The sequence below is a fragment of the Pseudomonas serbica genome (genome assembly GCF_028823535.1).
Lineage (GTDB): Bacteria > Pseudomonadota > Gammaproteobacteria > Pseudomonadales > Pseudomonadaceae > Aquipseudomonas > Aquipseudomonas serbica.
This window is the reverse complement of sequence record NZ_JAQIYM010000014.1, coordinates 72,127-97,892: the sequence shown is the minus strand read 5'-3', so window position 1 is coordinate 97,892 and position 25,766 is coordinate 72,127. Positions and strand designations below refer to the sequence as shown.

Annotated in this window: 23 protein-coding genes and 1 pseudogene; 11 read left to right on the top strand and 13 right to left on the bottom strand. The window is 60.7% G+C overall.

Annotated elements, in window-relative coordinates; translation table 11 throughout:
* The first annotated feature begins 69 nt into the window (after positions 1–69).
* Entirely contained in the window at positions 70–1,611 is a 1,542-nt protein-coding gene (locus NQL71_RS22655) for a phosphoenolpyruvate carboxykinase (RefSeq protein ID WP_046815333.1), read from the top strand.
* A gap of 60 nt (positions 1,612–1,671) precedes the next feature.
* Here NQL71_RS22655 and NQL71_RS22650 read toward each other — a convergent pair whose 3' ends face one another.
* The 4 genes and pseudogenes from NQL71_RS22650 to NQL71_RS22635 form a co-directional block, all read right to left on the bottom strand.
* A complete protein-coding gene (locus NQL71_RS22650; RefSeq protein WP_274643355.1) occupies positions 1,672–2,526 on the bottom strand; it encodes a DMT family transporter in 855 nt (284 codons plus the stop codon).
* A 43-nt stretch (positions 2,527–2,569) separates the two neighbouring features.
* Positions 2,570–2,806, bottom strand: a complete 237-nt coding sequence (locus NQL71_RS22645; protein ID WP_274643354.1) for a DUF1493 family protein — start codon at positions 2,804–2,806, stop codon at positions 2,570–2,572.
* Positions 2,807–2,818: 12 nt separating this feature from the next.
* Positions 2,819–3,026, bottom strand: a pseudogene (locus NQL71_RS22640) (type II toxin-antitoxin system RelE/ParE family toxin); the annotation flags it as partial.
* A gap of 59 nt (positions 3,027–3,085) precedes the next feature.
* Positions 3,086–3,376, bottom strand: coding sequence for a hypothetical protein (locus NQL71_RS22635; RefSeq protein WP_166619013.1), 291 nt, complete (start codon positions 3,374–3,376; stop codon positions 3,086–3,088).
* 344 nt (positions 3,377–3,720) lie between these two features.
* Between NQL71_RS22635 and NQL71_RS22630 the strand changes: the two genes are divergently transcribed.
* The 3 genes from NQL71_RS22630 to NQL71_RS22620 all read left to right on the top strand — a co-directional run bounded on the left by NQL71_RS22630 (position 3,721) and on the right by NQL71_RS22620 (position 7,492).
* Positions 3,721–5,649 carry a RecQ family ATP-dependent DNA helicase gene (locus NQL71_RS22630; RefSeq protein WP_248687194.1) on the top strand — a complete coding sequence of 643 codons (1,929 nt, stop codon included), beginning with the start codon at positions 3,721–3,723 and terminating at the stop codon, positions 5,647–5,649.
* A gap of 116 nt (positions 5,650–5,765) precedes the next feature.
* Positions 5,766–6,992 (top strand): 3-hydroxyacyl-CoA dehydrogenase, encoded by a 1,227-nt coding sequence (locus NQL71_RS22625; RefSeq protein WP_274643317.1) that lies wholly within the window; start codon positions 5,766–5,768, stop codon positions 6,990–6,992.
* Between the two features lie 80 nt (positions 6,993–7,072).
* A complete protein-coding gene (locus NQL71_RS22620; RefSeq protein WP_046815328.1) occupies positions 7,073–7,492 on the top strand; it encodes an acyl-CoA thioesterase in 420 nt (139 codons plus the stop codon).
* Positions 7,493–7,557: 65 nt separating this feature from the next.
* On the opposite strand, the gene NQL71_RS22615 is transcribed toward NQL71_RS22620, so the two are convergent.
* The 4 genes from NQL71_RS22615 to NQL71_RS22600 form a co-directional block, all read right to left on the bottom strand.
* Positions 7,558–8,052, bottom strand: a complete 495-nt coding sequence (locus NQL71_RS22615) for a glycine zipper domain-containing protein (protein WP_046815327.1) — start codon at positions 8,050–8,052, stop codon at positions 7,558–7,560.
* Between the two features lie 248 nt (positions 8,053–8,300).
* Positions 8,301–10,649 (bottom strand): FdhF/YdeP family oxidoreductase, encoded by a 2,349-nt coding sequence (locus tag NQL71_RS22610; RefSeq protein WP_046815326.1) that lies wholly within the window; start codon positions 10,647–10,649, stop codon positions 8,301–8,303.
* Entirely contained in the window at positions 10,646–11,485 is an 840-nt protein-coding gene (gene fdhD / locus NQL71_RS22605) for a formate dehydrogenase accessory sulfurtransferase FdhD (RefSeq protein ID WP_046815325.1), read from the bottom strand. The genes NQL71_RS22610 and fdhD overlap by 4 nt, the downstream gene beginning before the upstream one ends.
* A gap of 92 nt (positions 11,486–11,577) precedes the next feature.
* Positions 11,578–12,465, bottom strand: a complete 888-nt coding sequence (locus NQL71_RS22600; RefSeq protein ID WP_046815324.1) for a LysR family transcriptional regulator — start codon at positions 12,463–12,465, stop codon at positions 11,578–11,580.
* A 129-nt stretch (positions 12,466–12,594) separates the two neighbouring features.
* On the opposite strand from NQL71_RS22600, the gene lysM reads away from it, so the two are divergent.
* On the top strand, positions 12,595–13,044 hold the full coding sequence (gene lysM / locus NQL71_RS22595; protein ID WP_077186160.1) for a peptidoglycan-binding protein LysM: 450 nt from the start codon (positions 12,595–12,597) through the stop codon (positions 13,042–13,044).
* A 121-nt stretch (positions 13,045–13,165) separates the two neighbouring features.
* Here lysM and yrfG read toward each other — a convergent pair whose 3' ends face one another.
* Positions 13,166–13,828: a GMP/IMP nucleotidase gene (yrfG, locus tag NQL71_RS22590; protein ID WP_077186159.1), complete on the bottom strand. Its 663-nt coding sequence runs from the start codon at positions 13,826–13,828 to the stop codon at positions 13,166–13,168.
* Positions 13,829–13,917: 89 nt separating this feature from the next.
* On the opposite strand from yrfG, the gene nudE reads away from it, so the two are divergent.
* On the top strand, positions 13,918–14,484 hold the full coding sequence (gene nudE, locus NQL71_RS22585; protein WP_046815321.1) for an ADP compounds hydrolase NudE: 567 nt from the start codon (positions 13,918–13,920) through the stop codon (positions 14,482–14,484).
* The gene (cysQ, locus tag NQL71_RS22580) at positions 14,481–15,308 is read left to right on the top strand and encodes a 3'(2'),5'-bisphosphate nucleotidase CysQ (RefSeq protein ID WP_046815320.1); all 828 of its coding nucleotides are present in this window, start codon (positions 14,481–14,483) and stop codon (positions 15,306–15,308) included. The genes nudE and cysQ overlap by 4 nt, the downstream gene beginning before the upstream one ends.
* A 67-nt stretch (positions 15,309–15,375) precedes the next feature.
* Here cysQ and NQL71_RS22575 read toward each other — a convergent pair whose 3' ends face one another.
* The 4 genes from NQL71_RS22575 to rfbC all read right to left on the bottom strand — a co-directional run bounded on the left by NQL71_RS22575 (position 15,376) and on the right by rfbC (position 19,721).
* A complete protein-coding gene (locus NQL71_RS22575) occupies positions 15,376–15,831 on the bottom strand; it encodes a YiiD C-terminal domain-containing protein (protein ID WP_077186158.1) in 456 nt (151 codons plus the stop codon).
* Between the two features lie 40 nt (positions 15,832–15,871).
* Positions 15,872–17,266: a sigma-54-dependent transcriptional regulator gene (locus NQL71_RS22570; RefSeq protein WP_077186157.1), complete on the bottom strand. Its 1,395-nt coding sequence runs from the start codon at positions 17,264–17,266 to the stop codon at positions 15,872–15,874.
* Positions 17,263–19,071 carry a sensor histidine kinase gene (locus NQL71_RS22565; protein WP_046815317.1) on the bottom strand — a complete coding sequence of 603 codons (1,809 nt, stop codon included), beginning with the start codon at positions 19,069–19,071 and terminating at the stop codon, positions 17,263–17,265. Before NQL71_RS22565 ends, NQL71_RS22570 begins: the two co-directional genes overlap by 4 nt.
* A gap of 104 nt (positions 19,072–19,175) precedes the next feature.
* Positions 19,176–19,721, bottom strand: a complete 546-nt coding sequence (rfbC, locus tag NQL71_RS22560; protein WP_046815316.1) for a dTDP-4-dehydrorhamnose 3,5-epimerase — start codon at positions 19,719–19,721, stop codon at positions 19,176–19,178.
* 188 nt (positions 19,722–19,909) lie between these two features.
* Between rfbC and NQL71_RS22555 the strand changes: the two genes are divergently transcribed.
* The 4 genes from NQL71_RS22555 (at position 19,910) to NQL71_RS22540 (ending at position 25,537) form a co-directional block, all read left to right on the top strand.
* Positions 19,910–22,822: an aminotransferase gene (locus NQL71_RS22555; RefSeq protein WP_046815315.1), complete on the top strand. Its 2,913-nt coding sequence runs from the start codon at positions 19,910–19,912 to the stop codon at positions 22,820–22,822.
* A 267-nt stretch (positions 22,823–23,089) separates the two neighbouring features.
* Complete coding sequence (aguB, locus tag NQL71_RS22550) at positions 23,090–23,968, top strand: N-carbamoylputrescine amidase (RefSeq protein WP_046815314.1); 879 nt, start codon at positions 23,090–23,092, stop codon at positions 23,966–23,968.
* Between the two features lie 5 nt (positions 23,969–23,973).
* A complete protein-coding gene (gene aguA / locus NQL71_RS22545) occupies positions 23,974–25,080 on the top strand; it encodes an agmatine deiminase (protein ID WP_077186155.1) in 1,107 nt (368 codons plus the stop codon).
* Positions 25,081–25,324: 244 nt separating this feature from the next.
* Complete coding sequence (locus NQL71_RS22540) at positions 25,325–25,537, top strand: hypothetical protein (protein WP_046815312.1); 213 nt, start codon at positions 25,325–25,327, stop codon at positions 25,535–25,537.
* Positions 25,538–25,766: the final 229 nt, after the last annotated feature.

The following is a 25,766-nucleotide window of genomic DNA, read 5'->3' as shown; positions in this document are numbered from 1 at the left end:
CGGTAGTAGTGCACGACTTTCTACTACAAAACGTTTGGAGCACTCGGCCACTGGCCGACGGGGAACCTCATGACGCAAGCCAATAACGCCGTGTACACCGATCTGAGTGTTGATGATCTGGTTAAAGAAGCCCTCAACCGCGGTGAAGGCGAGCTTGCCGATACCGGCGCACTGGTTGTTCGTACCGGTCACCGTACCGGCCGTTCGCCAGTCGATCGTTTCATTGTTGAAGAACCGTCCACTTCGGCCGCCATCGCCTGGGGCCCGATCAACCGCAAGTTCCCGGCCGACAAGTTCGATGCCCTGTGGAATCGCGTCGAGGCGTTCAACAACGCGCAAGAGCACTTCGTTTCCCACGTACATGTAGGTGCGGCTTCCGAGCACTACCTGGCCGTGAAGATGACCACCCAGACTGCCTGGCAGAACCTGTTCGGTCGTTGCCTGTTCATCAACCCGGCCCAGTACAACCCGGCGGGTCGTGAAGAGTGGCAAGTGCTCAACGTTGCCAACTTCGAATGCGTTCCAGAGCGTGACGGCACCAACTCCGACGGTTGCGTGATCATCAACTTCGCACAGAAGAAAGTGCTGATCGCAGGCATGCGTTATGCCGGTGAAATGAAGAAAGCCATGTTCTCGGTGCAGAACTTCCTGCTGCCGGCCGCCGACGTGCTGCCAATGCACTGCGCTGCCAACATCGGCGAAGAAGGCGACGTGACCCTGTTCTTCGGTCTGTCCGGTACCGGCAAGACCACCCTGTCCGCTGACGAAAGCCGTTACCTGATCGGTGACGACGAACACGGCTGGGGCGAAGGCGTTGTGTTCAACATCGAAGGCGGTTGCTATGCCAAGTGCATCGACCTGTCCGAGAAGAACGAGCCGGTCATCTGGAAAGCCATCAAGCACGGTGCGGTCCTGGAAAACGTCGTTATCGATGATGCCAAGCACGCCGACTACGCCGATGTCAGCCTGACCCAGAACAGCCGTGCCGCCTACCCGCTGGAGCACGTTGCCAAGCGTTCCGAGAAGAACCTGGGTGGCGAGCCGAATGCTGTCATCTTCCTGACTTGCGACCTGACCGGCGTACTGCCGCCAGTGTCGATCCTCAACGAAGAACAAGCGGCCTACCACTTCCTGTCCGGCTATACCGCTCTGGTGGGCTCGACTGAAATGGGTTCGGGCACCGGCATCAAGTCGACCTTCTCCACCTGCTTCGGCGCACCGTTCTTCCCGCGTCCGGCTGGCGAATACGCAGAGCTGCTGATCAAGCGCATCCGCGGCTTCGGCTCCAAGGTCTACCTGGTCAACACCGGCTGGACCGGTGGTGGCTACGGCGTCGGCAAGCGCTTCAACATCCCGACCACCCGTGCGGTGATCGCAGCGATTCAGAGCGGCGCACTGATCGGTACCGAAACCGAGCACCTGGACACCATCAACCTCGACGTGCCAGTGGCCGTGCCGGGCGTTGAGACTGGCCTGCTGAACCCACGCAACACCTGGGCTGATAAAGCCGCCTACGACGAAGCCGCCAAAGCACTGGCCGGCCTGTTCATCGAGAACTTCAAGAAGTTCGACGTGAGCGACGCGATCAAGGCTGCGGGTCCAAAGTTGTAAGTGTTGGTTTGAAGCCATGAAAAAGCCGCCCTTCGGGGCGGCTTTTTTGTGAGCGACGGTTCAGGTCTTCAGGTGTAGAACGAATGCGCCGACCAACACCAGAACTACTCCCAGTACCTGTACCTTCCCCAGCCGTTCCTTGAAAAAAACATACCCCAGGATCGCCGCGATCCCGCCTGACAATGTACTGATTACCGTTACTACCGAGACCGACCCGGCCACCGCCCCCCAGGCGAATGATGAAAAACCGCCGAGGTTCATCAGGCTGGCGCCGGTCAGCGTCAGGCAGTTTTTCAGCGGCGGGATTTTCAAGCCATCGTCGATCCTGAGCACGATCACCACCAGCACCATCAGGCCCACCAGGTACGCGAGCCAGAGCATCGTGACCGGCCCGAGGGACGGCAGGACGAAGCGACCTTGCAGCCAGAAACTGGTGCCGTAGAACAGCGCCGCCAATAGTGCATAGGCAATCGAGCTGCTCGCCTGTGTGGTGTGGGGCACCTTCGGGTCGGAATGAATACTGGAGAGAACGACACCAACGACGCACAGCGCAATGCATAGCAATTGCAGCAGACTGATCTGCTCACCACCGGCCCAGGACAGCAGCGTTGTCACCACCCCGTAGGACGTCACCAGCGGCGCGACGATGGAAGCCTTGCCGAGGGCGAAGGCCTTGGACAGGGCCAGCGCGCCAGATACCGTCAACACGGCAGCGGCGACGCCGATCAGCCAGGTCTCGAGCGGCGCGGCCATCGAGCGAAGTAAGAACACGGGGAAGACGACCAACAGCAGGCTCATGATGGTAAAGCCCAGCGCCTGACCAAAATACACGGCACGTTTGACACCCACCGCGCGGGCATTCATACCCACCAGAAAATCCGTACCGCCCCACAGCAAGGCGGCCAGCAAGCCCATCAGAACGTCCATGTAAGGTCCTTATCGTTATGCGCCGGGGACGCTACAGGCCTTCAAGCTCATCCGTGTCCCAGCGTTGGGCTTTGATTGCCCGGTAGAGCATGCCAATGGTCAGTGGCACCTTGTCGCCGCGACCCTTGGCTTTGCGCTTGAGGAATACATCGTAGCCGTCAGGCTGGTAATAGCGATAACTGTCGTAGTCTACAAAATCGATGGCGAAGTGGTCTTCCAGGGTTTCGATCAGATGTTGTGCATCGGCGCCGTTGCAGCCGAGGTCGATATTGATCGAGATGTCGGCGGTCAGATCTTGTTGTTCATTTTTAGGGTAGATCATCAATAAAGCGATTTGCGATGCCGAGATAATGATAGTAAATCACTCGAGCTCCGCCTCGTTTACCCTGCCCCTTCGCTGCAACCCGCATTTTGTGGATCCCGCCTGTCCCTTCGATAACGTCGCCGGCTGAAGGGTTCGAGGGCGTTGCTGACGGACTTATCCACAGTGGACCGCGTTATCGTTCATCGCTGGCAAGCCAGCTCCTACAAGGGATCGTGGTGTCCTTCAGCCGGTGAGTTTCGGCAGGCGTTGCCGGGCGATGTCGAGCAGCTCGTTGCCGTCCTGGGTCAGCAGGTACAGGGCATTGACGATGTTGGGGATATCGCTGGCGTCGGCCTGTTTGAAGCACAGGCAGTACAGGGTTTCCAGCAGGTCGCTGGCGGCGCGGATGCGTTGGCGGGCGGCGTCGAGAATTTCCAGGGGATCGGCCTCGGTGTCGATCACCAGTACCGGGGTTTCGCTGATGCTGGATTTGAGCGGGCGATAGCGGTCGGTCAGTGGCTCGGGGCGGTTCATCGAGGTGGGTCCTGTGGGAAATCGGCAAATGCGCCCGGTCGGCCCAGACACTGTTTTCAGCCTTGCCGGAAACTATAGAAGGGCGTGGTGTCGTGCGACAAGACGGCTGAGATCGACAGGTTTTGTAAGGTTTTGCGCAGTTGTTGAGGAAAGGGACTACAGGCGCCTCAGAGGGTGTAGGTCGTTTCGAATTTTGCTGCCCGCGAAGGCGATTTGCCAGGCGCCGCATTCCCAAAGCCATCCGCTGTATCATCCCGTATCTTTTTTACCCCTGACCTTTTCTCGACTCGCTGCGATCGCCGGCTAGGCTTTGCTCATCGCAGCAGTCAACGGAGTGACAGCTTATGCACAACACCCTGGAGCAGGTTTTCGGTTATCCACAGTTTCGGCCTGGCCAGGAGGCGGCGGTCAGCGCGGTACTGGCGGGGCGCTCGGCGGCGGCAATTTTCCCCACCGGTTCCGGCAAGTCCCTTTGTTATCAGCTGTCGGCCGTATTGCTGCCGCACCTGACGCTGGTGGTCTCGCCCTTGCTGGCGTTGATGCAGGACCAGTTGGCGTTCCTGCAACGCCACGGCATTGCGGCGGGCAGTATCGATTCGGCGCAGAGCCGCGATGATGCCAGTGATGTCATGGCTCGCGCCAAGTCCGGCGAACTGAAAATCCTGATGATCTCCGTGGAGCGTCTTAAGAACGAACGATTTCGTAACTTCCTGCAGCAGGTGCCGATCTCGCTGCTGGTGGTGGACGAGGCGCACTGCATCTCCGAATGGGGGCATAACTTTCGCCCGGATTACCTCAAGCTTCCGGACTATCAACGCCAGTTCAATATCCCCCAGGTGTTGTTGCTGACCGCCACCGCGACCCCGAAAGTGATCGCCGACATGCAGGCGAAATTCGCCATCGAACCTGACGATGTGGTGACCACCGGCTTCTATCGGCCCAACCTTAATCTGTGGGTTGAGCCGGTTCGTGGCCAGGACAAGCGTCGACGCCTGGTTGAATGGATGAGTCAGCGACCCGGTCAGCCGAGCATTGTCTACGTCACCCTGCAGAAAACCGCCGAGCACATAGCCGAACATCTGCAGCGCCATGGCATCCAGGCCGAGGCTTATCACGCCGGTTTGCCTCATGAGCAGCGTGAAGGCATCCAGAAGCGTTTCATGGGCGGGCAGTCCAATTGCATCGTCGCCACCATCGCCTTCGGCATGGGCATCGACAAGAGCGACATCCGTAACGTGGTGCATTTCGACCTGCCCAAATCCATCGAAAACTACAGCCAGGAAATCGGCCGCGCCGGGCGTGACGGGCAGCCATCGGACTGCCTGGTGCTGGCCAATCGCGACAGCCTCAACGTGCTGGAAAACTTCGTCTATGGCGATACGCCTGAACTGGACGGTATCCGCTGCGTGCTCGACGAGATGCAGGCCGCGGCGTCCGAGGGGCAATGGGAGTTTCTGCTGGGGCCATTGGCGGACCAGAGCAACATCCGCCAGCTGCCGCTCAAGACCTTGCTGGTGCAACTGGAGCTTCGTGGCCTGATCGCTCCGCGTTATGCCTACTACGCCGAGTACCGGTTCAAGTATCTGCAGGAGCCCGAGCAATTGCTGGCGCGCTTCGAGGGTGAACGCAGGGATTTCGTCGCGGCGATCATCCAGACGTCCCCCCGCGCGCGTACCTGGGCCACGGTGAATTTCGATGCGTTGTATGAACAGCATCAGGCCGAGCGCAGCCGGGTGGTCAAGGCGCTGGATTACTTCCAGGAAAAGGGCTGGGTCGAGCTTGAGAGCAAGCTGATGACCGAGGTCTACAGCCTGCTGCAAACCGGGTTCGACAGTGCCGCATTGAGTGAGGAGCTTCACGCGGGGTTCACTCGGCATGAACAGACCGAGGTTGCGCGGATTCACGCCATGCTCGATCTTTTCGCCACCGATCGCTGCCTTGGATATCGCCTGGCCGAGTATTTCGGCGACGAAAATGTGCCCCGCCAGTGCGGGCATTGCTCGGTTTGTCACGGGCAGGTGGCACGGTTGCCCGAACCTCCAGCGCTGCCTGCGCTTGTGGATAAGAATTTCGAAGCCTTGTGCAGTGATTTTATCCACAGGCATGAACAGCATACCGGCAGTAAGCCATCCGCCGAGCGGGTCACGCGGTTTCTGTGCGGGATCAGCGTGCCGTTGTTCACCAAACTCAAGGTGCGGACGATTTCCGGCTATGCGGTGTTGGAGGATTACCCGTATGCCGAGGTTCGCGGGTGGGCCGAGGCGCACCTCTAAGCCGTGTGGGCGCATCCATCTGCTGAATGTCGCTCATCACAGGAATAAATTTCAAAAACTCGCGGAGGCTGACTATGGTGGGGGCTGTCTTTGGATCGCCAACAAGAGATCAAAACATGAGCCAGACACCGTTCAATATTCAGCGCGCAGCCGTGATCGGCGCGGGCACCATGGGCCGCGGCATTGTCATGTGCCTGGCCAACGCCGGGGTGGCGGTGCAATGGGTCGATAACAATCCGCAGATGCTTGAGCAGGCCCTGGTCACCGTGGCGGACACCTATGCCCATAGTGTTCGGCAAGAACGCATCGATCAGGCCGAGGCCGACACCCGCATTGCACGGGTCACGGCTGCCGCTGATTATGCGGCCATCCGCGATGTCGATCTGGTCATCGAGGCCGTCTACGAAAACCTGGAACTCAAGCAGGCCATCTTCCGCGAGCTGGACGGCCTGCTCAAACCTGAAGCCATTCTGGCAAGTAACACGTCGGCACTGGACATCGACGCCATCGCCGCGGTGACTGGCCGTCCGCAACAAGTCCTGGGCCTGCACTTCTTCAGCCCGGCGCACATCATGAAGCTGCTGGAAATCGTCCGTGGTGCCCAGGCTGCACCGGCAGTCATCGATGCTGCACTGGCGCTGGGCAAGCGCATGGGCAAGGTCAGCGTGGTCTCGGGCAATTGCGACGGCTTCATTGGCAATCGCATGCTCAACACCTACGTGCTGGAGGCCCGCAAAATGTTGCTGGAGGGTGCTTACCCTTACCAGATCGATGCCGCGCTGCAAGGCTTCGGCTTTGCCATGGGGCCATTCCGTATGTTCGACGTGGTTGGCGTCGATCTGCAATGGCGTGCCCGGCAACTGTCCGGAGTTGGGCAGGATGCGCCAGAGGTGCAAGTGGATAACCGTCTGTGTGAGCGGGGCCGTTTCGGGCAGAAGAGCGGCGATGGCTATTACCATTATGAGCCGGGCAGTCGCCAGGCTGAACACGATCCGCAGGTCGACGCGCTGGTGCTGGAAGTCAGCGAGGGGCTGGGCTTTCATCGCCGCGAGATAAGCCAGGAGGAAATTCTGGAGCGCTGCCTGCTGGCATTGGTCAACGAGGGTGCGAAGATTCTTCAGGAAGGGGTCGCGGGATCGGCCCACGACATCGATCTGGTGTACCTCAACGGATACGGGTTCCCGGCAGATAAAGGCGGGCCGATGGCCTGGGCGGATCAGCAGGGGTTGGCGGATATTCATCAGCGGCTGTTGGCGCTGGAGACACGCCAGGGTGATCACTGGAGCCCGGCACGGTTGATTGGTGAATTGGCGACGCAAGGTAGAGGGTTTGTTGATAGGTGATTGATTTGGTGCCTGCTCGCGAAGAGCGATAACGCGGTTTTCTCCTTAAACTGGTCATCCAACCCCAGGAACCAACACCGATGCCCCAGCGCTCCGACTACCCACACTTCCAACCCATCACCACACGCTGGCACGACAACGATGCCTATGGTCACGTCAACAACGTCACCTACTACAGCTTCTTCGATACGGCGGTGAACACCTACCTGATCGAAGTCGGCGGCCTGGATATCCATGAGGGCGAGGTGGTGGGTTTCGTGGTGAGTTCAGCCTGCGATTACTTTGCCTCCACCGCCTTCCCGGACCGGATCGAGGTCGGCCTGCGGGTCGGAAAGTTGGGCAATAGCTCGGTGCAGTACGAGTTGGCGGTATTCAAGCAAGGGGAAGATGAGGCCTGCGCAGCGGGGCGCTTTGTGCACGTGTTTGTCGACCGCGCCTCGAATCAGCCAGTGGCGATTCCGGCCGGGTTACGCAGTGCGATGGAGCGTCTGGTGGTTTAAAGCAGGCAAAAAAAATCGCAGCCCTCGGGCTGCGATTTTTATCTGCCAGCGAAACCATTCCGGTTTCAATGACGGTGGCGGTAGTACTTCTTGTGATGCTTGCGATGGCCATAGGCATGACCACGACCTGGATGGCCGTCACGGTAGTAACGACGATCATCATGGCCACGATAACGACGATCGTCATCGTCGTCGTCATCGCTCTTGTTGCCCATGTAGTTACCCAGTGCGCCACCGGCACCGCCGCCTGCTGCGGAGCCGATCAGGCTGCCGGTGGTGCCGCCCACGCTGCGGCCGACCACGTTACCGCCTGCTGCGCCCAACGCACCACCGATGGCGGCTTCGCCACGGCTGCGTTTGTCTGCGCCGACTGCGCTACCACCCGCGCCGCCCAGGGCCGCGCCGATGGTGGAACCTGTATTACCGCCAATCGATTGGCCGACGACCGAGCCCAAAACCCCGCCCAATGCGCCGCCCACACCTGCTTCGGTGGTGCCGCCAGCAGAGGCAATGCCACTGACCAGGCCAAGGGACAACAAGAGAATCGAGGAGAACTTCATGGAGGAACCTCATGGGGATGACGACGCGATCCTGAGGCCGTGTCAGTGGTGTGACAATCGAAATCCGACGAGTAACACGACTTCAGCACATTTCTATAAGTTACTGTTTTTTGGGCGGAACTTAATGGTTTTTCGCCGGTCTTTAGTTACTTCGGATAGGCCGTTTTTGTGAAAAAACGGCCTTTTTTGTGGGCGTTGTAGGAGCTGCCGCAGGCTCGGACCGCGTTCGGACGATCTTTTGTTTTTGGTCAGGCAGACTTCGCCATGATCAACCCGGTCTCACTCGCCGCTTCCAACCGGATCGCCACAAACTTCGACGTTGGCGTATGGCTGCCATCCCCTGTGCTTTCCAGCGGCACCAGCGGGTTTACTTCCGGATAGTACGCCGCCGCTTGCCCTGCAGGAATATCGAACGCCAGCAATGTGAAGCCCTTCACTCGGCGTACAACGCCATCATCCCAGATCGACACGATGTCAGCCTTCTGCCCCGGCTTGAAGCCCAGGCGAATGATGTCGGCTTCGTTGACGAACAGCACATCACGTTGGCCTTTCACTCCGCGATAGCGGTCATTGAGACCATAGATCGTGGTGTTGTACTGATCGTGGGAGCGCATCGATTGCATGATCAGGTCCGGCAACACACCGGTGGCACGGGTGCGTTCGTGAACCAGGTCCTTGGGCAGTGCGTTCGGACGGAAGTTGGCCCGGCCGGATGCAGTGTTCCACTTGCGTGCGCCGGCGCTGTTGCCCAGGTAGAAGCCGCCTGGGTTCTTGACCCTTTCGTTGAAGTCCTTGAAGCCTGGAATGGTATCGGCAATCAGGTCGCGGATGCGCCCGTAGTCGGCCACCAGCCAGTTCCAGTCCACAGGCTGGTTGCCCAAGGTGGCGGCGGCTATGCCGGCCAGGATCGCCGGTTCCGAGCGCATCTGGTTCGACAGGGGCTGCAACTGTCCGTTGGAGGCGTGGACCATGCTGAACGAATCTTCGACAGTCACCGCTTGCGCGCCTTCAGTCTGGATATCGATGTCGGTCCGGCCCAGGCACGGCAGGATCAGGGCGTCTTTGCCGTGAGTCAGATGGCTGCGGTTAAGCTTGGTGCTGATCTGCACGGTCAGGTCGCAGTTGCGCAGGGCCTGGAAGGTACGCGGGCTGTCCGGGGTGGCTTGAGCGAAGTTGCCGCCCAGGCCAATGAAGACTTTGGCCCGACCTTCGGCCATGGCATGAATCGCTTCGACCACATTGTGGCCATTGTCACGCGGTACCTTGAGCTGGAAGCGTCGTTCCAGGGCATCGAGGAACGCCACCGGTGGCCGTTCGTTGATGCCCATGGTCCGGTCGCCCTGGACGTTGCTGTGGCCACGCACCGGGCACAGGCCGGCGCCTGGTCGACCGATGTTGCCGCGCAGCAGCATCAGGTTGGCGATTTCCTGGATGGTCGCTACCGAATGGCGATGCTGGGTGATGCCCATGGCCCAGCACATGATGACGTTCTTGCCCTTGGCGTACATGCGCGCCGCTCGCTCGATTTCCACCAGGGGCAGGCCAGACTGCTCGACGATCTGCTCCCATGGGGTTTCATCGATGGCGGCCAGGTACTCCAGCACATTGACGCTGTGCTCATTGAGGAAGGCGTGATCGAACACCGCAGGCGCACCGGCTTTCTGTGCGTCGCGTTCCCATTGCAGCAGGAACTTGGCCATGCCACGCATGATCGCCATGTCGCCGCCCAGCGCCGGACGGAAGTACGCGGTGTTGGTCGGCTTGTCGCCGTTGGTGAGCATTTCGATCGGGTGTTGCGGGTGCTGGAAGCGCTCCAGGCCGCGCTCTTTCAGCGGGTTGATGCACACCACTTGCGCGCCGCGTGTCACCGCCTCACGCAACGGTTCGAGCATCCGTGGATGGTTGGTGCCGGGGTTCTGGCCCCAGACGAAAATCGCATCGGCGTGTTCGAAGTCGTCGAACGTCACGGTGCCTTTGCCGACGCCGACACTTTGTGACAACGCCACGCCGCTGGCCTCGTGGCACATGTTCGAACAGTCGGGGAAATTGTTGGTGCCGTAGGCGCGCACGAACAGCTGGTATAAAAAAGCCGCTTCGTTACTGGCCCGGCCCGAAGTGTAGAACTCGGCCTGGTTCGGGCTCGACAAGCCGTTCAGATGCTTGGCGATCAGGGCAAAGGCCGCGTCCCAACTGATCGGCTTGTAGCGATCGGTCTCGGCGTCATAGCTCATCGGTTCGGTCAGACGGCCTTGATATTCGAGCCAATAGTCGCTTTGCTCCAGCAATGAAGTGACGCTGTGCCTGGCAAAAAACTTAGCATCGACGCGGCGTTTGGTCGCTTCCCAGTTCACCGCTTTGGCGCCGTTCTCGCAGAACATCACCATGCCGCCTTCGTTGGAATCGCCCCAGGCGCAACCGGGACAGTCGAAGCCACCGTTCTTGTTGGTCTTGAGCATCATGCGCAGATTTTTCAGCGCGTTGTCACTGGTCAACCAGGCCTGTGCGACGCTGATCAGTGCGCCCCAACCTCCGGCCGGGCCTGTGTAGGGTTTGTAGCGAGGAACAGGTTTCTGGTCGGCTTGACGGTGTTGACTCACGCTTGGATCTCCAACGCTGGGCTGTAGACCCGCGGCGCATTCTTTTGTGGCAGATGGATGAGGTTGAGGTTGTGGCGACGGGCCCATTGCACGGCGAGGCCCGTTGGCGATGACAGGCTGACCAGGGTCTGGATGCCGGCGCGCAAGACTTTCTGGATCAATTCGAGGCTGCAGCGACTGGTGACAATCGCCAGCCCGCCCGCCGTTGGAATGTGTTGCCGGATCAAGCCGCCGATCAATTTGTCGAGGGCGTTATGCCGGCCGATGTCTTCTCGGCCCAGCAACAGTTCGCCCTGGTCGTTCATGAACACGGCCGCGTGCACCGCCCCGCAGTGCTGGCCAAGTGGCTGGAACGCGCCGATGCGCTGGCGCAGGCCGTCCAGCCATTCGGCCGGGGGCAGGGGCGCGCCGGGCAACACCTCGAGCTCGGGCAATGCCTGCTCGACCGCTTCCACGCCGCAGAGCCCGCATCCGCTGGTACCGGCCAGTTGCCGTCGCTGTTGCTTGAGGTTCCAGAACGCACGATTGGCGATGGTCACTTGCGCGTACTGAGCCGAGCCAGAGCCGCTGAGTTGCAGGTCATAGATGTCCGAGGCGTCCTGGATGATGCCGCTGCCCAGGCTGAAGCCGACGATGAAGTCTTCCAGGTCCGTGGGCGTGACCAGCATCACCGCCTGGCTGATGCCATTGAAGGCAATGGCTAGCGCGACTTCCTCGGCCAGCGCGGTGCTGGCGGATTCCGAGTGTTCAAGGTTGCTGTAGCTGTATGTCTGGCTGGCGGCGGGCGCGGGCGTTTCGAGGGCAGGCGCCGCGCAGGCTGGGCGCTTGGCGTTCATGGCATCACCGAGGGTTTGATCAGTCTTAAGACTAGGCGTGGCAACTGGTCGCGTCTAATCGCTATTTCTGATCTGCCGATAGATGCCGTCGATCAAAGCCCGTTCAGCGATTGTTGATAAATCGCAAAACAGGCTTCCGCCAAGGCCGAGCGTGGCGCGCTTCGGCGCATGATCAGTCCCAGCCGGCTGAGGGTCTGGGCGTTTTCGATCGGTTGCAGACGCAAATGATCGGTCAGTTCTTCCAGGCCTCCGTCCAACGGCATCACCGCGCAACACAAGCCACCGTGCACAGCTTGTAACAGTTGATGGACGGCATCGGTTTGCAACAAAGGCTGCGGGTTGAGGCCGCGGCTGTGGAAGTTGTGGTCGATGGACTGGCGAAAGTGCATGCCGCTGCTGAGCATGCCCAGCGGCAACTCGATCAACGACTCCCAGCTCAGGGGGGCTTCGCCGAAGGTAAAGAATCGCTGATCGTAGAGCAGGCCCATGCGGGTTTCACTGAAGGCCAGGGAGTCGAAGCGCTCGGCATCCAGGCGTTCTAGGTATGACACACCGAGATCCAGGCGATTGTTCGCCAGTTGTTCGAGGATTTGCTCGGAACTCAGCGCCGAGAGTTCGAAGCGCAGGTTCGGGTGCTCCGCGTGCAGGCGTTGCAACAGCGGCAAGGGATCGAAGCTCGACAGCGGCACCACGCCCAGGCGCAAGGTGCCGACCAGATTGCCGCGACAGGCGGCCGCCTCGGCGTACAGGCCATCGTAGGCTGCCAGAACGGTGCGCGCCCAGGCCAGGACTCTCTCGCCGGGTGCGGTGAAGCCTTCGAAACGCTGGCCACGATTGACCAGCGGCAGATCGAGTTCTTCTTCGAGGCTGCGCAGGCGCATGGAGAGGGTCGGCTGGGTGATGTGGCAGCGTGCGGCGGCCTGGCCGAAATGGCGGGTTTCGTCCAGAGCGATGAGGAATTTCAGCTGCTTGATGTCCATCTTCGCTCCTGGGGTCGGGAAGGTGTGGATTCTATCGCAAGCGGGGTCATTGGTCGGCCTGGATTGGCAAATGTCGGCCGTGGTCTAGGCTTTTGCGTCTGGACCCCGAAACCCAAGGAGAGCGAAACGATGAGCCTGTTCAGTTTTCTAAAAGAAGCCGGTGAAAAAATCCTCGACGCATTGACGCCGGACAAGGCCGAAGCCAACAGCGAGGCGTTGACCAAGCATGTGCAGAGTGCGTTGACGGGGATCGACACTTCCAAGATTCAGGTCAAGGTCGAGGGCGATAAGGTGATCGCCAGCGGCGAAGCGAATACGCAGGAAGAGAAGGAGAAAATCCTCCTGGCCCTGGGTAATGTGGCAGGTGTCAGCGGTGTTGAAGACGAGATCACCGTTACCGGACCTGTGGTCGTGGCCGCGAAGTTTGTCGTGGTCGAGAAGGGCGACACCTTGAGCGCCATTTCCCTGCGCGTGTATGGCGATGCCAACCTGTACAACAAAATCTTCGAGGCCAACAAACCGATGCTCAAGGATATGAACAAAATCTATCCGGGGCAGTCGTTGCGGATTCCTGAGTAATATTCAGGACCGCCATCGCGAGCAGGCTCGCTCCCACATTTGATTTGTGGTGAACACAGCATGTGTGCACGACGCAGATCCAATGTGGGAGCGGGCCTGCTCGCGATGCAGGCGCCGCGGTCTATAGCCCTGCGATCAAATCCCGATAATCCCCGACCGCCGCAAACTCCGCCGTGTCCTTGGGTCCTTTGCGGCTGTCCGGCTCTTTCACCGCCAGCAAATGCCTGACACCAAAATCCCGCGCACTGCGCAGGATCGGCAAGGTGTCGTCAATGAACAGGCTGCGTGCCGGGTCGAAGTCGATGTCGGCTTGCAAGGCATCCCAGAACTGCGGGTTTTCCTTGGGAAAACCGTAATCATGAGAGCTGATCAAACGCTCGAAATAGGGTGCCAGTTCGATTCTTTCCAGCTTCAATGACAGCGAATCGCGGTGCGCATTGGTGATCAGCACTACGCGCTTGCCTGCACGCTTGATCGCTGCCAGAAAGGTGTCCGCATCCGGGCGCAGGGCGATCAGATGGGCGGTTTCCAGTTTCAGCTCACGCACGGGCAGTTTCAGTTCGGCACTCCAGAAATCCAGGCAATACCACTGCAGTTGACCGGCATTGCGTTCAAACAGGGGCTGCAGCTCCATATCGGCCATGGCCCGGCTCACTCCGTGCCATTGGGCATAGCGCTCGGGCAGGTGCTCCAGCCAGAAATGGTTGTCGAAGTGCAGGTCCAGCAGCGTACCGTCCATGTCCAGCAGAACGGTATCGATATCGCGCCAGGGCAGCAGGGACATAAAAACTTCTCCAGCGGTAAAAAAGGTATCCGGAAACAACAATCAGGATAGGCCGGGTATAGTAACCCGCTATCGTCCAGGAGCCGCTCATGCGCCAGAAACCTACCGTCCTCGCCCGCGAAATTGTCGCCACCAGCCGTTTGTTCTGTGTCGAGGAGCTGAAGTTGCGTTTTTCCAATGGCGTGGAGCGCACCTATGAACGGTTGGTCGGCAAGGGCGCGGGCTATGGCGCAGTGATGATTGTGGCGATGCTCGATGCGGACCATGCCGTCCTGGTCGAAGAGTATTGCGGCGGCACCGATGCGTACGAATTGTCGCTGCCCAAAGGTCTGATCGAGCCGGGCGAGGATGTTTTGGCGGCAGCAGAACGCGAGCTCAAGGAAGAGGCCGGTTTTGGCGCGCGACAGCTAGAGCATCTGACTGAGCTGTCGTTGTCCCCCGGTTACATGAGCCAGAAAATCCAGGTGGTGCTGGCCACTGACCTGTACGAAGAACGCCTGGAAGGTGACGAGCCAGAGCCGATGGGCATGGACAAGGTCAATCTGCGCGAGTTGTCGGCGCTGGCGCAGAACCCGAAATTCACCGAAGGCCGGGCCTTGGCCGCCTTGTACCTGGCCCGTGACCTGCTGACCCAGCGCGGAGTGTTCCAGCCATGAATTTTCCCCATCCGTTGATGGCGCCGGTGATCGAGCTCGCACTGCAGGCCGGCGAAGCGATCCTGCCGTTCTGGCGCACCGGCACGGCGGTCACCGCCAAGGCCGATGATTCACCTGTGACGGCCGCCGACCTGGCCGCTCATCATCTGATCCTGGCCGGGCTGACGGCGCTTGATCCGAGCATCCCGGTGCTGTCCGAGGAAGACGCCAACATCCCCCAGAGCGTGCGCGCCGGATGGCAGCGTTGGTGGCTGGTGGACCCGCTGGACGGCACCAAGGAGTTCATTTCCGGCAGCGAAGAGTTCACCGTCAACATCGCGCTGATCGAGCAGGGGCGCGTGGTATTTGGCGTGGTGTCGATGCCGACGAACGGCCGTTTCTACGTGGGCGGTGCCGGGTTCGGCGCGTGGCGCGGGGATCAAGGGGGGACGCCCGTGTCGATTCAGGTGCGTGATGTCCTGGCCCCCGGCCAATCGTTCACCGTGGTTGCCAGTCGTCGCCACTCCAGTCCAGAGCAGGAACGCTTATTGGCAGGGTTGAGCGCCAGCCTGGGTGAACTGGAGCTGGCCAATATCGGCAGCTCTCTGAAGTTCTGCCTGTTGGCCGAGGGGGCGGCGGATTGTTATCCGCGCCTGGCGCCGACTTCGCAGTGGGACACGGCGGCGGCCCAAGGCGTGCTGGAAGGCGCGGGTGGCGAGGTGCTGGATTTGCAGGGCGCGCCATTTTGTTACCCGGCGCGAGAATCGCTGCTGAACGAATTTTTCCTGGCATTGCCGGCCAAGGCGGCGTGGCGAGAACAGTTGTTGGCGTTGGCTAACCCGTAGGAGCCGGCTTGCTGGCGGACCATGCAACGCGGTATGTCAGACACACCGCGTCGTATGGATCGGCGCTTCAGCGGTGCAGCACATACTGCCCGGCGAACTTCACCGCATCTTCATCGCTACCCGCATTGACCACCCGCGTATGCAGGACCAACCGCGCCCGTCCGTACCGCTGATACATCGCCAGAAACTTCTTCCACACCACTGCACTCGGTGCCTGGCAAATGGCGTGTGCATCGCCGGTCACCGGCAGCGGGTAGTTGATCTGCCCTTCCTGGATAACGATGTGCCCATCGGTTATTCCTTCTTCTTTCAGGCGTAGATGCAGCCAGCCCCAACCGGCCAGTACCGCGCCGCAATACAGGCTGCCGCCGAACATGGTGCTCTTGTGGTTGACGTTGGCATCCAGCGGCAAATACAGGCGCAGTTGCTGATCGTGCCAGTCGAGCACCTTCAGCCCCATGTCCCGGGTGAGGGGAATGTCGTGGTGGAGGACGGATTCCAGTTGACGACTGTCGCGGCTCATTCAGGGGCCTCTTGTTTGAAGTGGACGAGTGGGCGGCGGCTCAATCGAGGTCGTCGCCATGGGCGGAGGTGCCGCTGTCGGCAAAGCTCAGGCCGTGCTTGCGCAATTTGTCGTGCAAGGTCTTGCGCGGGATACCAAGCGCCTCGGCGACACTGCGCACCGAGCTGTGCGAGCGCGCCAGTTCGGCGGCAATCAGGGTTTTTTCGAAGTTTTCCACCTGCTCGCTCAAGCCGCCGCTGACCATGTCTACCGTCGTGCCACCCGAGCCTTGCACCTCGTTGTTGTCCAGCGCCAGTTCCAGGCCCAGGGCGAAGCGTTCGGCCGCATTTTGCAGCTCGCGCACGTTGCCGGGCCAGCTGTGGCGCAACAGCAGGGCGCGTTGTCCGGGCTGCAGTTCGTGGGGTGGCAAGCCGTGGCGGGCACTGGCTTCATCGGCGAAATGCTGGAACAGCATCAGCGCATCTTCACCGCGCTCGCGCAGTGGCGGAATGCGCAATGGCGCGACGTTCAGGCGATAGTACAAGTCGGCGCGGAACCGGCCCTGATCGGCGGCCTGACGCAGGTCTTCCTTGGTGGCGGCGATGATGCGGATGTCCAGCGGGATCAACTGATTACCGCCCAGGCGTTCGACCACGCGTTCCTGGAGCAAGCGCAGCAGTTTCACCTGGACGTCCAGGCTCATGCTTTCGATCTCATCGAGAAACAGCGTGCCGCCGTTGGCAAATTCGAACTTGCCGATGCGGCGTTTCTGCGCGCCCGTGAATGCGCCGGGCTCATGGCCGAACAATTCGCTTTCGACCACCGACTCCGCCAGCGCCCCGGCATTGATCGCCACGAACGGTCCATTGCGCCGACTCGACAGGTCGTGCAGCGCGCGTGCCACCACTTCTTTGCCGGCCCCGGTCTCACCGAGGATCAGCACGTCCGCCCGGGTCGCCGCCAAGGCGCCGATTTGCTCGCGCAGGCGCAGCATCGAGGGCGATTGCCCGACCAGGCGAGTGCTCAGTTCATTGCGATCGCTAAGGGCCAGGCGCAGGCTGCGGTTGTCCAGCACCAGTCGGCGCAAGGCCAGGGCGCGGCGTACGCTGTCGAGCAGGGCGTCGCTGGCGAAGGGTTTTTCCAGGAAATCATAGGCCCCGGCGCGCATGGCTTGCACCGCCAGCGGCACGTCGCCGTGGCCGGTGATCAGCAGCACCGGCAGTTCCGGGTCCTGGGCGTGGAGTTCGGTCAGCAGTTCGATGCCATCCATGCCTGGCATGCGGATATCGCTGACGACCACGCCCGGCCAGTCGCGCTCCAGTTGCGCCGCCAGGCCCTTGGCTTCGGCCAGCGGCAGAATCTTCAGGCCGGCCAGGTCCAGGGTCTGGCTCAAGGCCTGGCGCAGATGGGGATCGTCGTCGATCAACACGACCTGGATGCGGTTGTCGATGGTCATGCACTTCGGTCCTCGGACGGTTGCAGGCTCACACCCGGTGCGCCTGCGCGCAGTTTCAGGGTAATCAGGGCGCCGCCTTCCTTGTGGTTGGCGAACGACAGTTCACCGCCGAAGGCGCGCATCAGGGTCTCGCAGATCGCCAGCCCCAAGCCAAGGCCCTGGGTGCGGGTCTTGGTGGTGTAGAAGGGCTCGCTGGCGCGGCCGAGGGCCTCCAGGCAGAACCCGGGGCCGTTGTCGCGAATGTACAGGTTGACGCCTTCGGCGGTGGATTGGGCACTCAACCAGAGTTTACGTGGCGGGCCTTTTTCGGTCAGGGCATCCAGGGCATTGGCCAGCAGGTTGCCCAGCACCTGGCGCAGGCGGGTTTCTCCGGCTTCGACCCACAACGTGGCGGCGGGCAAGTCGCGGATCAGCTCGACTTCCATGCTGCGCCGTCGCTTGGCCAACAAGGCCAGGGCATCGTCCAGCGCCGGCTGCAGGGCAACGCTTTCCGGGGCGTGGCGATCGCGCCGGGCAAAGGCGCGCAGGTGGGCAATGATCGACGCCATGCGGCCGGTCAATTCGCTGATCAGCTTGAGGTTGCCGCGGGCATCGTCGGTGCGCTGATGGTCGAGTAACACTTCGGCGTTTTCGGCGTAGCTGCGGATGGCCGCCAAGGGTTGGTTGAGTTCGTGGCTGATGCTCGCCGACATCGTGCCCAGGGCCGACAGCTTGCCGGCCTGCACCAGGTCGTCCTGGGCGCGAACCAGCTCTTGCTGGGCCTGTTCGCGTTCCAGCACTTCCTGTTTGAGTCGTCGGTTCAGGCCCTCGAGATCGCTGGTACGCTCGGCCACCCGGCCTTCCAGTTCGCGCCGGGCCTTGGCTTCGAAGGCGATCCGTTCCAGGTAATGACGGCGGCGCTGCATCATCAGGCCGAGCAACAGCATCAACACCAGGAGCGTCGCGCCACCGATGGCGACGACGGTGCGCACGGGGCGATCGATCAGGGTGCGCGGGGCGAGGATGCTGACGTTCCAGCCGGTTTCCGCAATCGCCTGGGTCTGGGTCAACCAGGCGTTGGGGTTGAGCTTCAGTGGTTTGGGCTCACGGGTGGGGTAGGGCTGGATCGCGGCGATGGCCTTGCGTTCTTCTTCGCTCAATTCCCGGGTCGAACGAAAGCGCCATTCCGGTCGAGAGGTGAGGATGACCACGCCGTTGTGATCGGTCAGCAGCAGTTGCTCCGGGGTTTTGCCCCACAGGCTTTCGGTGTGGTCGAGGTCGACCTTGACCACCAGCACACCGGTGATTTTCTCGCCCTCGCGCACGGCAGCGGCGAAGAAGTAGCCACGTTTGGCAGAGGTAGTGCCCAGCCCGAAAAACCGCCCGAGTCGACCCGCCATGGCTTCGCTGAAGTACGGCCGGAAGGCAAAGTTACGACCAACGAAGCTGTCGTGCTTGTCCCAGTTGGAGGCGGCCAGGGTCTTGCCCGTGGTGTCCATCAGGTACATGACTTCAGCGCCAGTCTGGGTACTGATGTTTTTCAACAAGCGGTTGGCGTTGCCTTGGGTTACGCCATCGTCCGGCGCGCCAAGCACGGCGCGCAAGGCTGGCAGGTCGCCGAGGATCTGCGGCAATACTTCGTAGCGGTGCAGGGTGCCCAGCAGGTTGGCGACATAGAGATCGAGGGTCTGACGATTCTGCCCCGCCAGTTCGCTGCGGTAATAACGCTCGGCCAGATGCTCCAGCGGCCACAGCAAGGGTGCCAGGCACAGCGCGAGCAGGGCCAGGCTGCGCCAGCGGGGTCTGCGGGGAAGGGTTGGAGTCATGAGCATCGAGCGCCTGTGGGAACAGGTGCATTATGCCTAGGCTTTGTGGTGCAGTCTGCGCACCTTGGGCCGGGGGCTGCCCGGGGTGAATCCCGGGCCCGGTTTCAGGCGAAGACGTCAGCGTCCTTGATAAACACCCCGGCCTGATCCTTGGCCGACAGTTGCGGCGCCATGTCCAGCTGCCAGTCGATGGCCAGGTCCGGGTCGTCCCAACGGATGCTGCGTTCGGCCGACGGGGTGTAGTAGTTGGTGGTTTTGTAAAGAACCTCGGCGAAATCACTCAGCACCACGAAGCCGTGGGCGAAACCCTTGGGCACCCAGAGCTGGCGATTATTCTGCGCAGAAAGGCGCACAGCCACCCATTGGCCGAAATGCGGCGAGCTGCGCCGCACGTCGACAGCGACATCAAGAATTTCCCCTGCGCAGACCCGAACCAGTTTGTCCTGGGTATTTTCCAGTTGGTAGTGCAACCCGCGCAGCACCCCCTTTTGTGAGCGCGAATGGTTGTCCTGAACGAAATGCGGGTCCAGATCGGTGGCTTCCTTGAAAGCCTTCGCGTTGAAACTTTCGTAGAAAAAGCCGCGTTCGTCACCGAAAACCTTGGGCTCGATGAGCAAAACACCGGGCAGGTCGGTAGTTACAACATTCATGGCTTTCTCCAGAGGAGGGCGTTGGTGATTGTCATTCTTGCTTACAGTGTCGGTAAGGGCGAGCGTACAGGACATTAATTTCTCTTCATCTAGAGCGGTCAAGCCGCTTGGCAACTGGGAGGAGGGGGTTGCGTATCGCCCCGAGCAGTGGCGATATAGGCGCCTAATAAAATTACAGGGGTCGTTGTATGCCGCTCGCCACGTTGATTCATCGCGCCAGTTTGCCCAGTCCGCAAGTATCTTGCGAGCAAGCGCTTGAACTGTTGCAGACGCATTACGGGCTTAGCGCAAGATTACAGCCCCTCGGCAGCCAGCAGGACCTGAATTTTCGTGTCGACAGCGATCAGGGGCGGTTTGTCCTGAAAATTTGCCGGGGCGATTATTCGGCGCTCGAACTGCAAGCCCAGCATGCAGGGCTCAAGCACCTGGCCGGGCATCCTGACGTCCACGTTCCGCGGGTGATCGCGGCAAAAAACGGTGCCGACCTGTTGTCCCTGGAGGTCGCAGGCCAATCGGTGCATGTGCGTCTGCTGGATTACATCGAGGGCCAGTCCCTGACGCACCTGGAATATTTCAATCCCACCGTGGTGGCCGGTTTCGGGCGCCTGTGCGGTGAAATGGACCTGGCATTGACGGATTTTGACCATCCCGGGTTGGTGCGAACCCTGCAGTGGGACGCGCGCCACGCCCATGCGTTGATTGCGCATCTGTTGCCGGTCATCAAAGATGAAACCCAGCGCCGCCTGATCGTTGAAGCGTCCGAACAGGCCGAGCGCCATTTGTTGCCATTGCAAGACAAATTGCCCGTACAAGCCATTCACATGGACATCACCGACGACAACGTGGTGTGGCAGCGGGACGCACAACGCCGCTGGCAATTGCAGGGTGTGATCGATTTCGGCGACTTGATCCGCACCTGGCGCATTACCGATCTGTCGGTAACCTGTGCCGCGTTGCTGCATCACGGCGAAGGCGATCCCTTCTGCATTCTGCCAGCGGTGCAGGCGTATCACGCAGTCAATCCGTTGCAACACGAAGAACTGCTGGCGCTGTGGCCGCTGATCGTCGCCCGCGCGGCGGTATTGGTGCTCAGTGGCGAACAGCAGGTCAGCATCGATCCGGGCAACGCCTATAGCCGTGACAACCTGGTGCACGAGTGGGAGATCTTCCGTGTGGCCACATCGGTGCCCTTGGCGCTGATGGAAGCGGCCATTCTGTCGGCCGTCGGGCACAGCCTGCCGGACATTGGCGGCGAAGGCTTCGCACCGCTGCTGCCGAGCCTGGTGGGGCGTGAGTTCGCGTTGATCGACCTGGGCGTGCTCAGCCCGCATTTCGAAGCCGGTAACTGGGAGCAGGAAGGCATCGATCAGCGCCTGTTGGACGAAGCCGCCGCCGTCCACGGCCTGGCGGCCAGCCGTTATGGGCAATATCGACTGTCGCGCACGCGCCCGGACACTGCCGGTGAGCCGCAAACCTGTCCCCTGCACGTCGAGTTGCGTGTGCCCCATGGCACGGCAGTGGAAGCGCCGTTTGCCGGGGTGGTGCACCAGCCGATGCCTGGGGTGCTGCAACTGGACGGCCCGCAACTGAGCGTGCGGTTGTGGGGTGTCACGCCCTCGCTGCATAGTGGCGCGGCGTTGGTAAAAGGCCAGGTGCTGGGTTCGGTCAGCGGGCCGTTGATCGCGCAACTGTGCCGAGGTGCTTCGTTCAGCGCGCCGCTGTTCTGCAGCCCTTCGCGCGCCGCCGCCTGGCAAGCGTTATGCCCGTCACCTGCGGCGCTGCTGGGCCTGGCGTGCGATGCAGAAGCGGAACTTGACTCACAGACTTTGCTGGCCCGGCGGGACGCCAGCTTCGCCCGCACGCAAAAACACTATTACGTCGACCCGCCGCGCATCGAGCGTGGCTGGCGCAACCACCTGATCGACATGCAGGGTCGCTCTTACCTCGACATGCTCAACAACGTTGCGGTACTCGGCCACGGCCATCCGCGCATGGCGGCGGTGGCCAGCCGTCAGTGGTCGTTGCTCAACACCAACTCGCGGTTCAACTACGCGGCGGTGGCCGAGTTCTCAGAGCGCTTGCTGAAATTGTCACCAGAGGGCATGGATCGCGTGTTCCTGGTCAACAGCGGCAGCGAGGCCAACGACCTGGCCATTCGCCTGGCATGGGCCTACAGCGGCGGGCGCGACATGCTCAGCGTGCTGGAGGCCTATCACGGCTGGACGGTCGGCGCGGATGCGGTATCGACGTCGATCGCCGATAACCCCAAGGCCCTGAGCAGCCGCCCGGACTGGGTGCACCCGGTGACCGCACCGAATACCTATCGCGGCGAATTCCGTGGCCCGGACAGCGCGCCGGACTACGTGCGCAGCGTCGAACACAACCTGGCAAAAATCGCCGAGCAAAAACGCCAGTTAGCCGGGTTTATCTGCGAGCCGGTGTACGGCAATGCCGGTGGTATCTCGCTGCCACCCGGCTATTTGAAACAGGTCTATGCCATGGTCCGCGCCCAGGGCGGCGTGTGCATCGCCGACGAAGTGCAGGTGGGTTACGGGCGCATGGGCCATTTCTTCTGGGGTTTCGAAGAGCAGGGCGTGGTACCGGACATCATCACCATGGCCAAAGGCATGGGCAACGGCCAACCATTGGGCGCGGTGATCACCCGCCGGGAAATCGCCGAAGCGCTGGAGGCCGAGGGGTATTTCTTCTCGTCCGCCGGCGGCAGTCCGGTCAGTTGCCAGGTCGGCATGGCGGTGCTGGATGTGATGGAAGAGGAAAAACTCTGGGAAAACGCCCAGGTGGTCGGCGGGTACTTCAAGGAACGCCTTGAAGCGCTGATCGATATTCATCCATTGGTTGGCGCGGTGCATGGTTCCGGGTTTTATCTGGGGGTGGAGTTGATCCGCAACCGTGAAACCCTGGAGCCGGCCACCGAGGAAACCACCGCGCTGTGCGATCGCTTGCGCGAGCTGGGGATTTTCATGCAACCGACTGGCGATTTCCTCAACGTACTGAAGATCAAGCCGCCGATGGTCACTTCGCGCCAGAGCGTGGATTTCTTCGTGGACATGCTTTCGAAGGTGCTCGCGGAGGGACTGTAAACACATACCCCTGTGGGAGCGGGCTTGCTCGCGAATCCAGTGTGTCATTCAGTATTCATCCCGGCTGACACGCCGCCTTCGCGAGCAAGCCCGCTCCCACATGTGAATTGCGATGTTAATTCGATTGTTATCGGGTTTAAGTGATTAATTTTAGACGTGTGGCATATCTGTCGCTTCTAAAGCCGATATTTATCGGCTATAAAGTCGCCAATGCCAGGGCGTGGATGAACCATGCCCGACCGTCACGCACTTGCCCGGAGATGATTCATGAGCCGTAACGTTACCGTCGCCGCCACCCAGATGGCCTGTTCCTGGGACCTTGAAGGCAATATCGAGGTTGCAGAAAGGCTGGTCCGCGAAGCCGCCGCCAAGGGTGCGCAGATCATCCTGATCCAGGAACTGTTCGAAGCGCCGTACTTCTGCCAGAAACCGAATCCGGATTACCTGCAATTGGCGACGACGGTGGAAGACAACGTTGCCATCAAGCACTTCCAGAAAGTCGCCAGGGAACTGCAAGTCGTGCTGCCGATCAGCTTTTACGAACTGGCGGGCCGCGCGCGTTTCAACAGCATCGCGATCATCGATGCCGACGGCAGCAACCTCGGGATTTATCGTAAAAGCCACATTCCGGATGGCCCTGGCTACCACGAGAAGTACTACTTCAACCCGGGCGATACCGGCTTCAAGGTGTGGAACACCCGTTACGCGAAAATCGGCGTGGGCATCTGCTGGGACCAATGGTTTCCTGAGGCCGCGCGCAGCATGGCGCTGCAAGGCGCGGAGATCCTGTTCTACCCGACCGCCATCGGCAGCGAGCCGCACGACAAGACCATTTCGTCCCGCGATCACTGGCAACGCGTGCAACAGGGCCACGCCGGCGCTAACCTGATGCCGCTGATCGCCAGTAACCGCATCGGCAACGAGGAACAAGACGGCTACGACATTACGTTCTATGGTTCGTCGTTCATCGCCAACCAGTTCGGCGAGAAGGTGCAGGAGCTCAACGAAACCGAAGAAGGCATCCTGGTTCACACCTTCGACCTCGACCAACTGGAACATATCCGTAGCGCGTGGGGCTCGTTCCGTGACCGTCGTCCGAACCTGTACAGCGCGCTGAAAACCCTCGACGGTTCCCTGGAGTCCTGATCGACATGACCACTTTGAGCAGCACCCCTCGCGCAGACGGCTTCTACATGCCAGCCGAGTGGGCACCCCAAACCCAGACCTGGATGATCTGGCCCGAACGCCCCGACAACTGGCGCCTGGGTGGCAAGCCTGCGCAAGCCGCGCACGTAGCGGTGGCCAAGGCCATTGCCCGTTTTGAGCCGGTCACCGTGGCGGTGTCCGCCGGCCAATACGAAAACGCCCGTGCCCGCCTGGACGTACCGAATATCCGCGTGGTCGAGATGTCCAGCGACGACGCCTGGGTCCGGGACACCGGCCCGACATTCGTCATCAACAACAATGGAGAAGTCCGGGGCGTGAACTGGGACTTCAACGCGTGGGGCGGGTTTGACGGTGGCTTGTATTCGCCGTGGAACCGCGACTCGCAGGTGGGCGGCAAGATCCTCGAGATCGAGCGCAGCCCGCGCTATCGTACCCAAGGCTTCGTGCTCGAAGGCGGTTCGATCCATGTCGATGGCGAAGGCACGCTGATCACCACCGAAGAATGCCTGCTCAACCGCAATCGCAACCCGCACATGAACCGCGCGGAAATCGAAGCGGTGCTCAGCGCGCATCTGGCTGTGGATAAGATCATCTGGTTGCCGGACGGCTTGTTCAACGATGAAACCGACGGCCATGTGGATAACTTCTGCTGCTACGTGCGTCCGGGTGAAGTCCTGCTGGCCTGGACCGACGATCCACAGGATCCTAACTACTCGCGCTGTCAGGCGGCCATGAAAGTGCTGCAAAACAGCACCGACGCCAAGGGGCGCCCGTTCACGGTGCACAAGATGCCGATTCCGGGGCCGCTGTATGCGACTGAGGAAGAATGCGCGGGGGTTGATCCGGTTGACGGAACCCAGGAGCGTAACCCGACTGTCCGTCTGGCCGGTTCTTACGTGAATTTCCTGATCGTCAACGGCGGCATCATTGCCCCAAGTTTCGATGACCCGCTGGATGGTCCGGCAAAAGAGATTTTGCAGACACTGTTCCCACAGCACGAAGTGGTCATGGTGCCTGGCCGCGAACTGTTACTGGGAGGTGGCAACATTCACTGCCTTACCCAACAACAGCCAGCGCCGCACAAAGAGTGAGTGCAGTTGTAACAGCTTGAGTAGTGGCGAAATCAGACAGGCAAACGTTTTCGTCTGCAACTTTGTGCAAAGCCCGCAGCCCTTCAGGACTGCGGGCTTTTTTGTATCCGCTGGTCGACAGCGCGCATACCTTGGCATAGCTCTTGTATCTGGGAAGGGGTAATGCCGGGAGGGGAGAACCTAGTTGTTCTGTCATAAACCTTGGATAAGTTAGGCCGCTCAAAAACCAGGAGAGAGCGTGGAAATGAACGCCGAAGTGAATGTAGCAAGCGAGCGGGCTTTGCATCCCCTGGCGGTAAACAGCGAATCGCTGCAGATCCTGGCGCACTGGTTCAAGTCCAATGGAACGCGTCAGATCGCCGAAAGCGATCCGCGCCGGACGATGATCGAGCGCTACCCCGCTGGCTTGTTCAGCGAAGCGGAGCTGGATGCGTTGTGGGATGTGATGGAAGGATAAGAAGAAAAACAACGGATTGATCAAAGAAAAGCGCTGCCGGGATGACAGCGCTTTTTTTATGGATAAGGGATTTTTCGCGTTATTCGATGACGACCTGGCTGTACGCCAATTGAATTTTTCTGCCAGGTAAATTCGTTTCTTAGACGAATTTCGCCTGGTTATAGACGATTCATGAAATTGACACATCGTTAGGGCCGCGGCTACGATCCGGCCCAACGCCTGTGGCAGA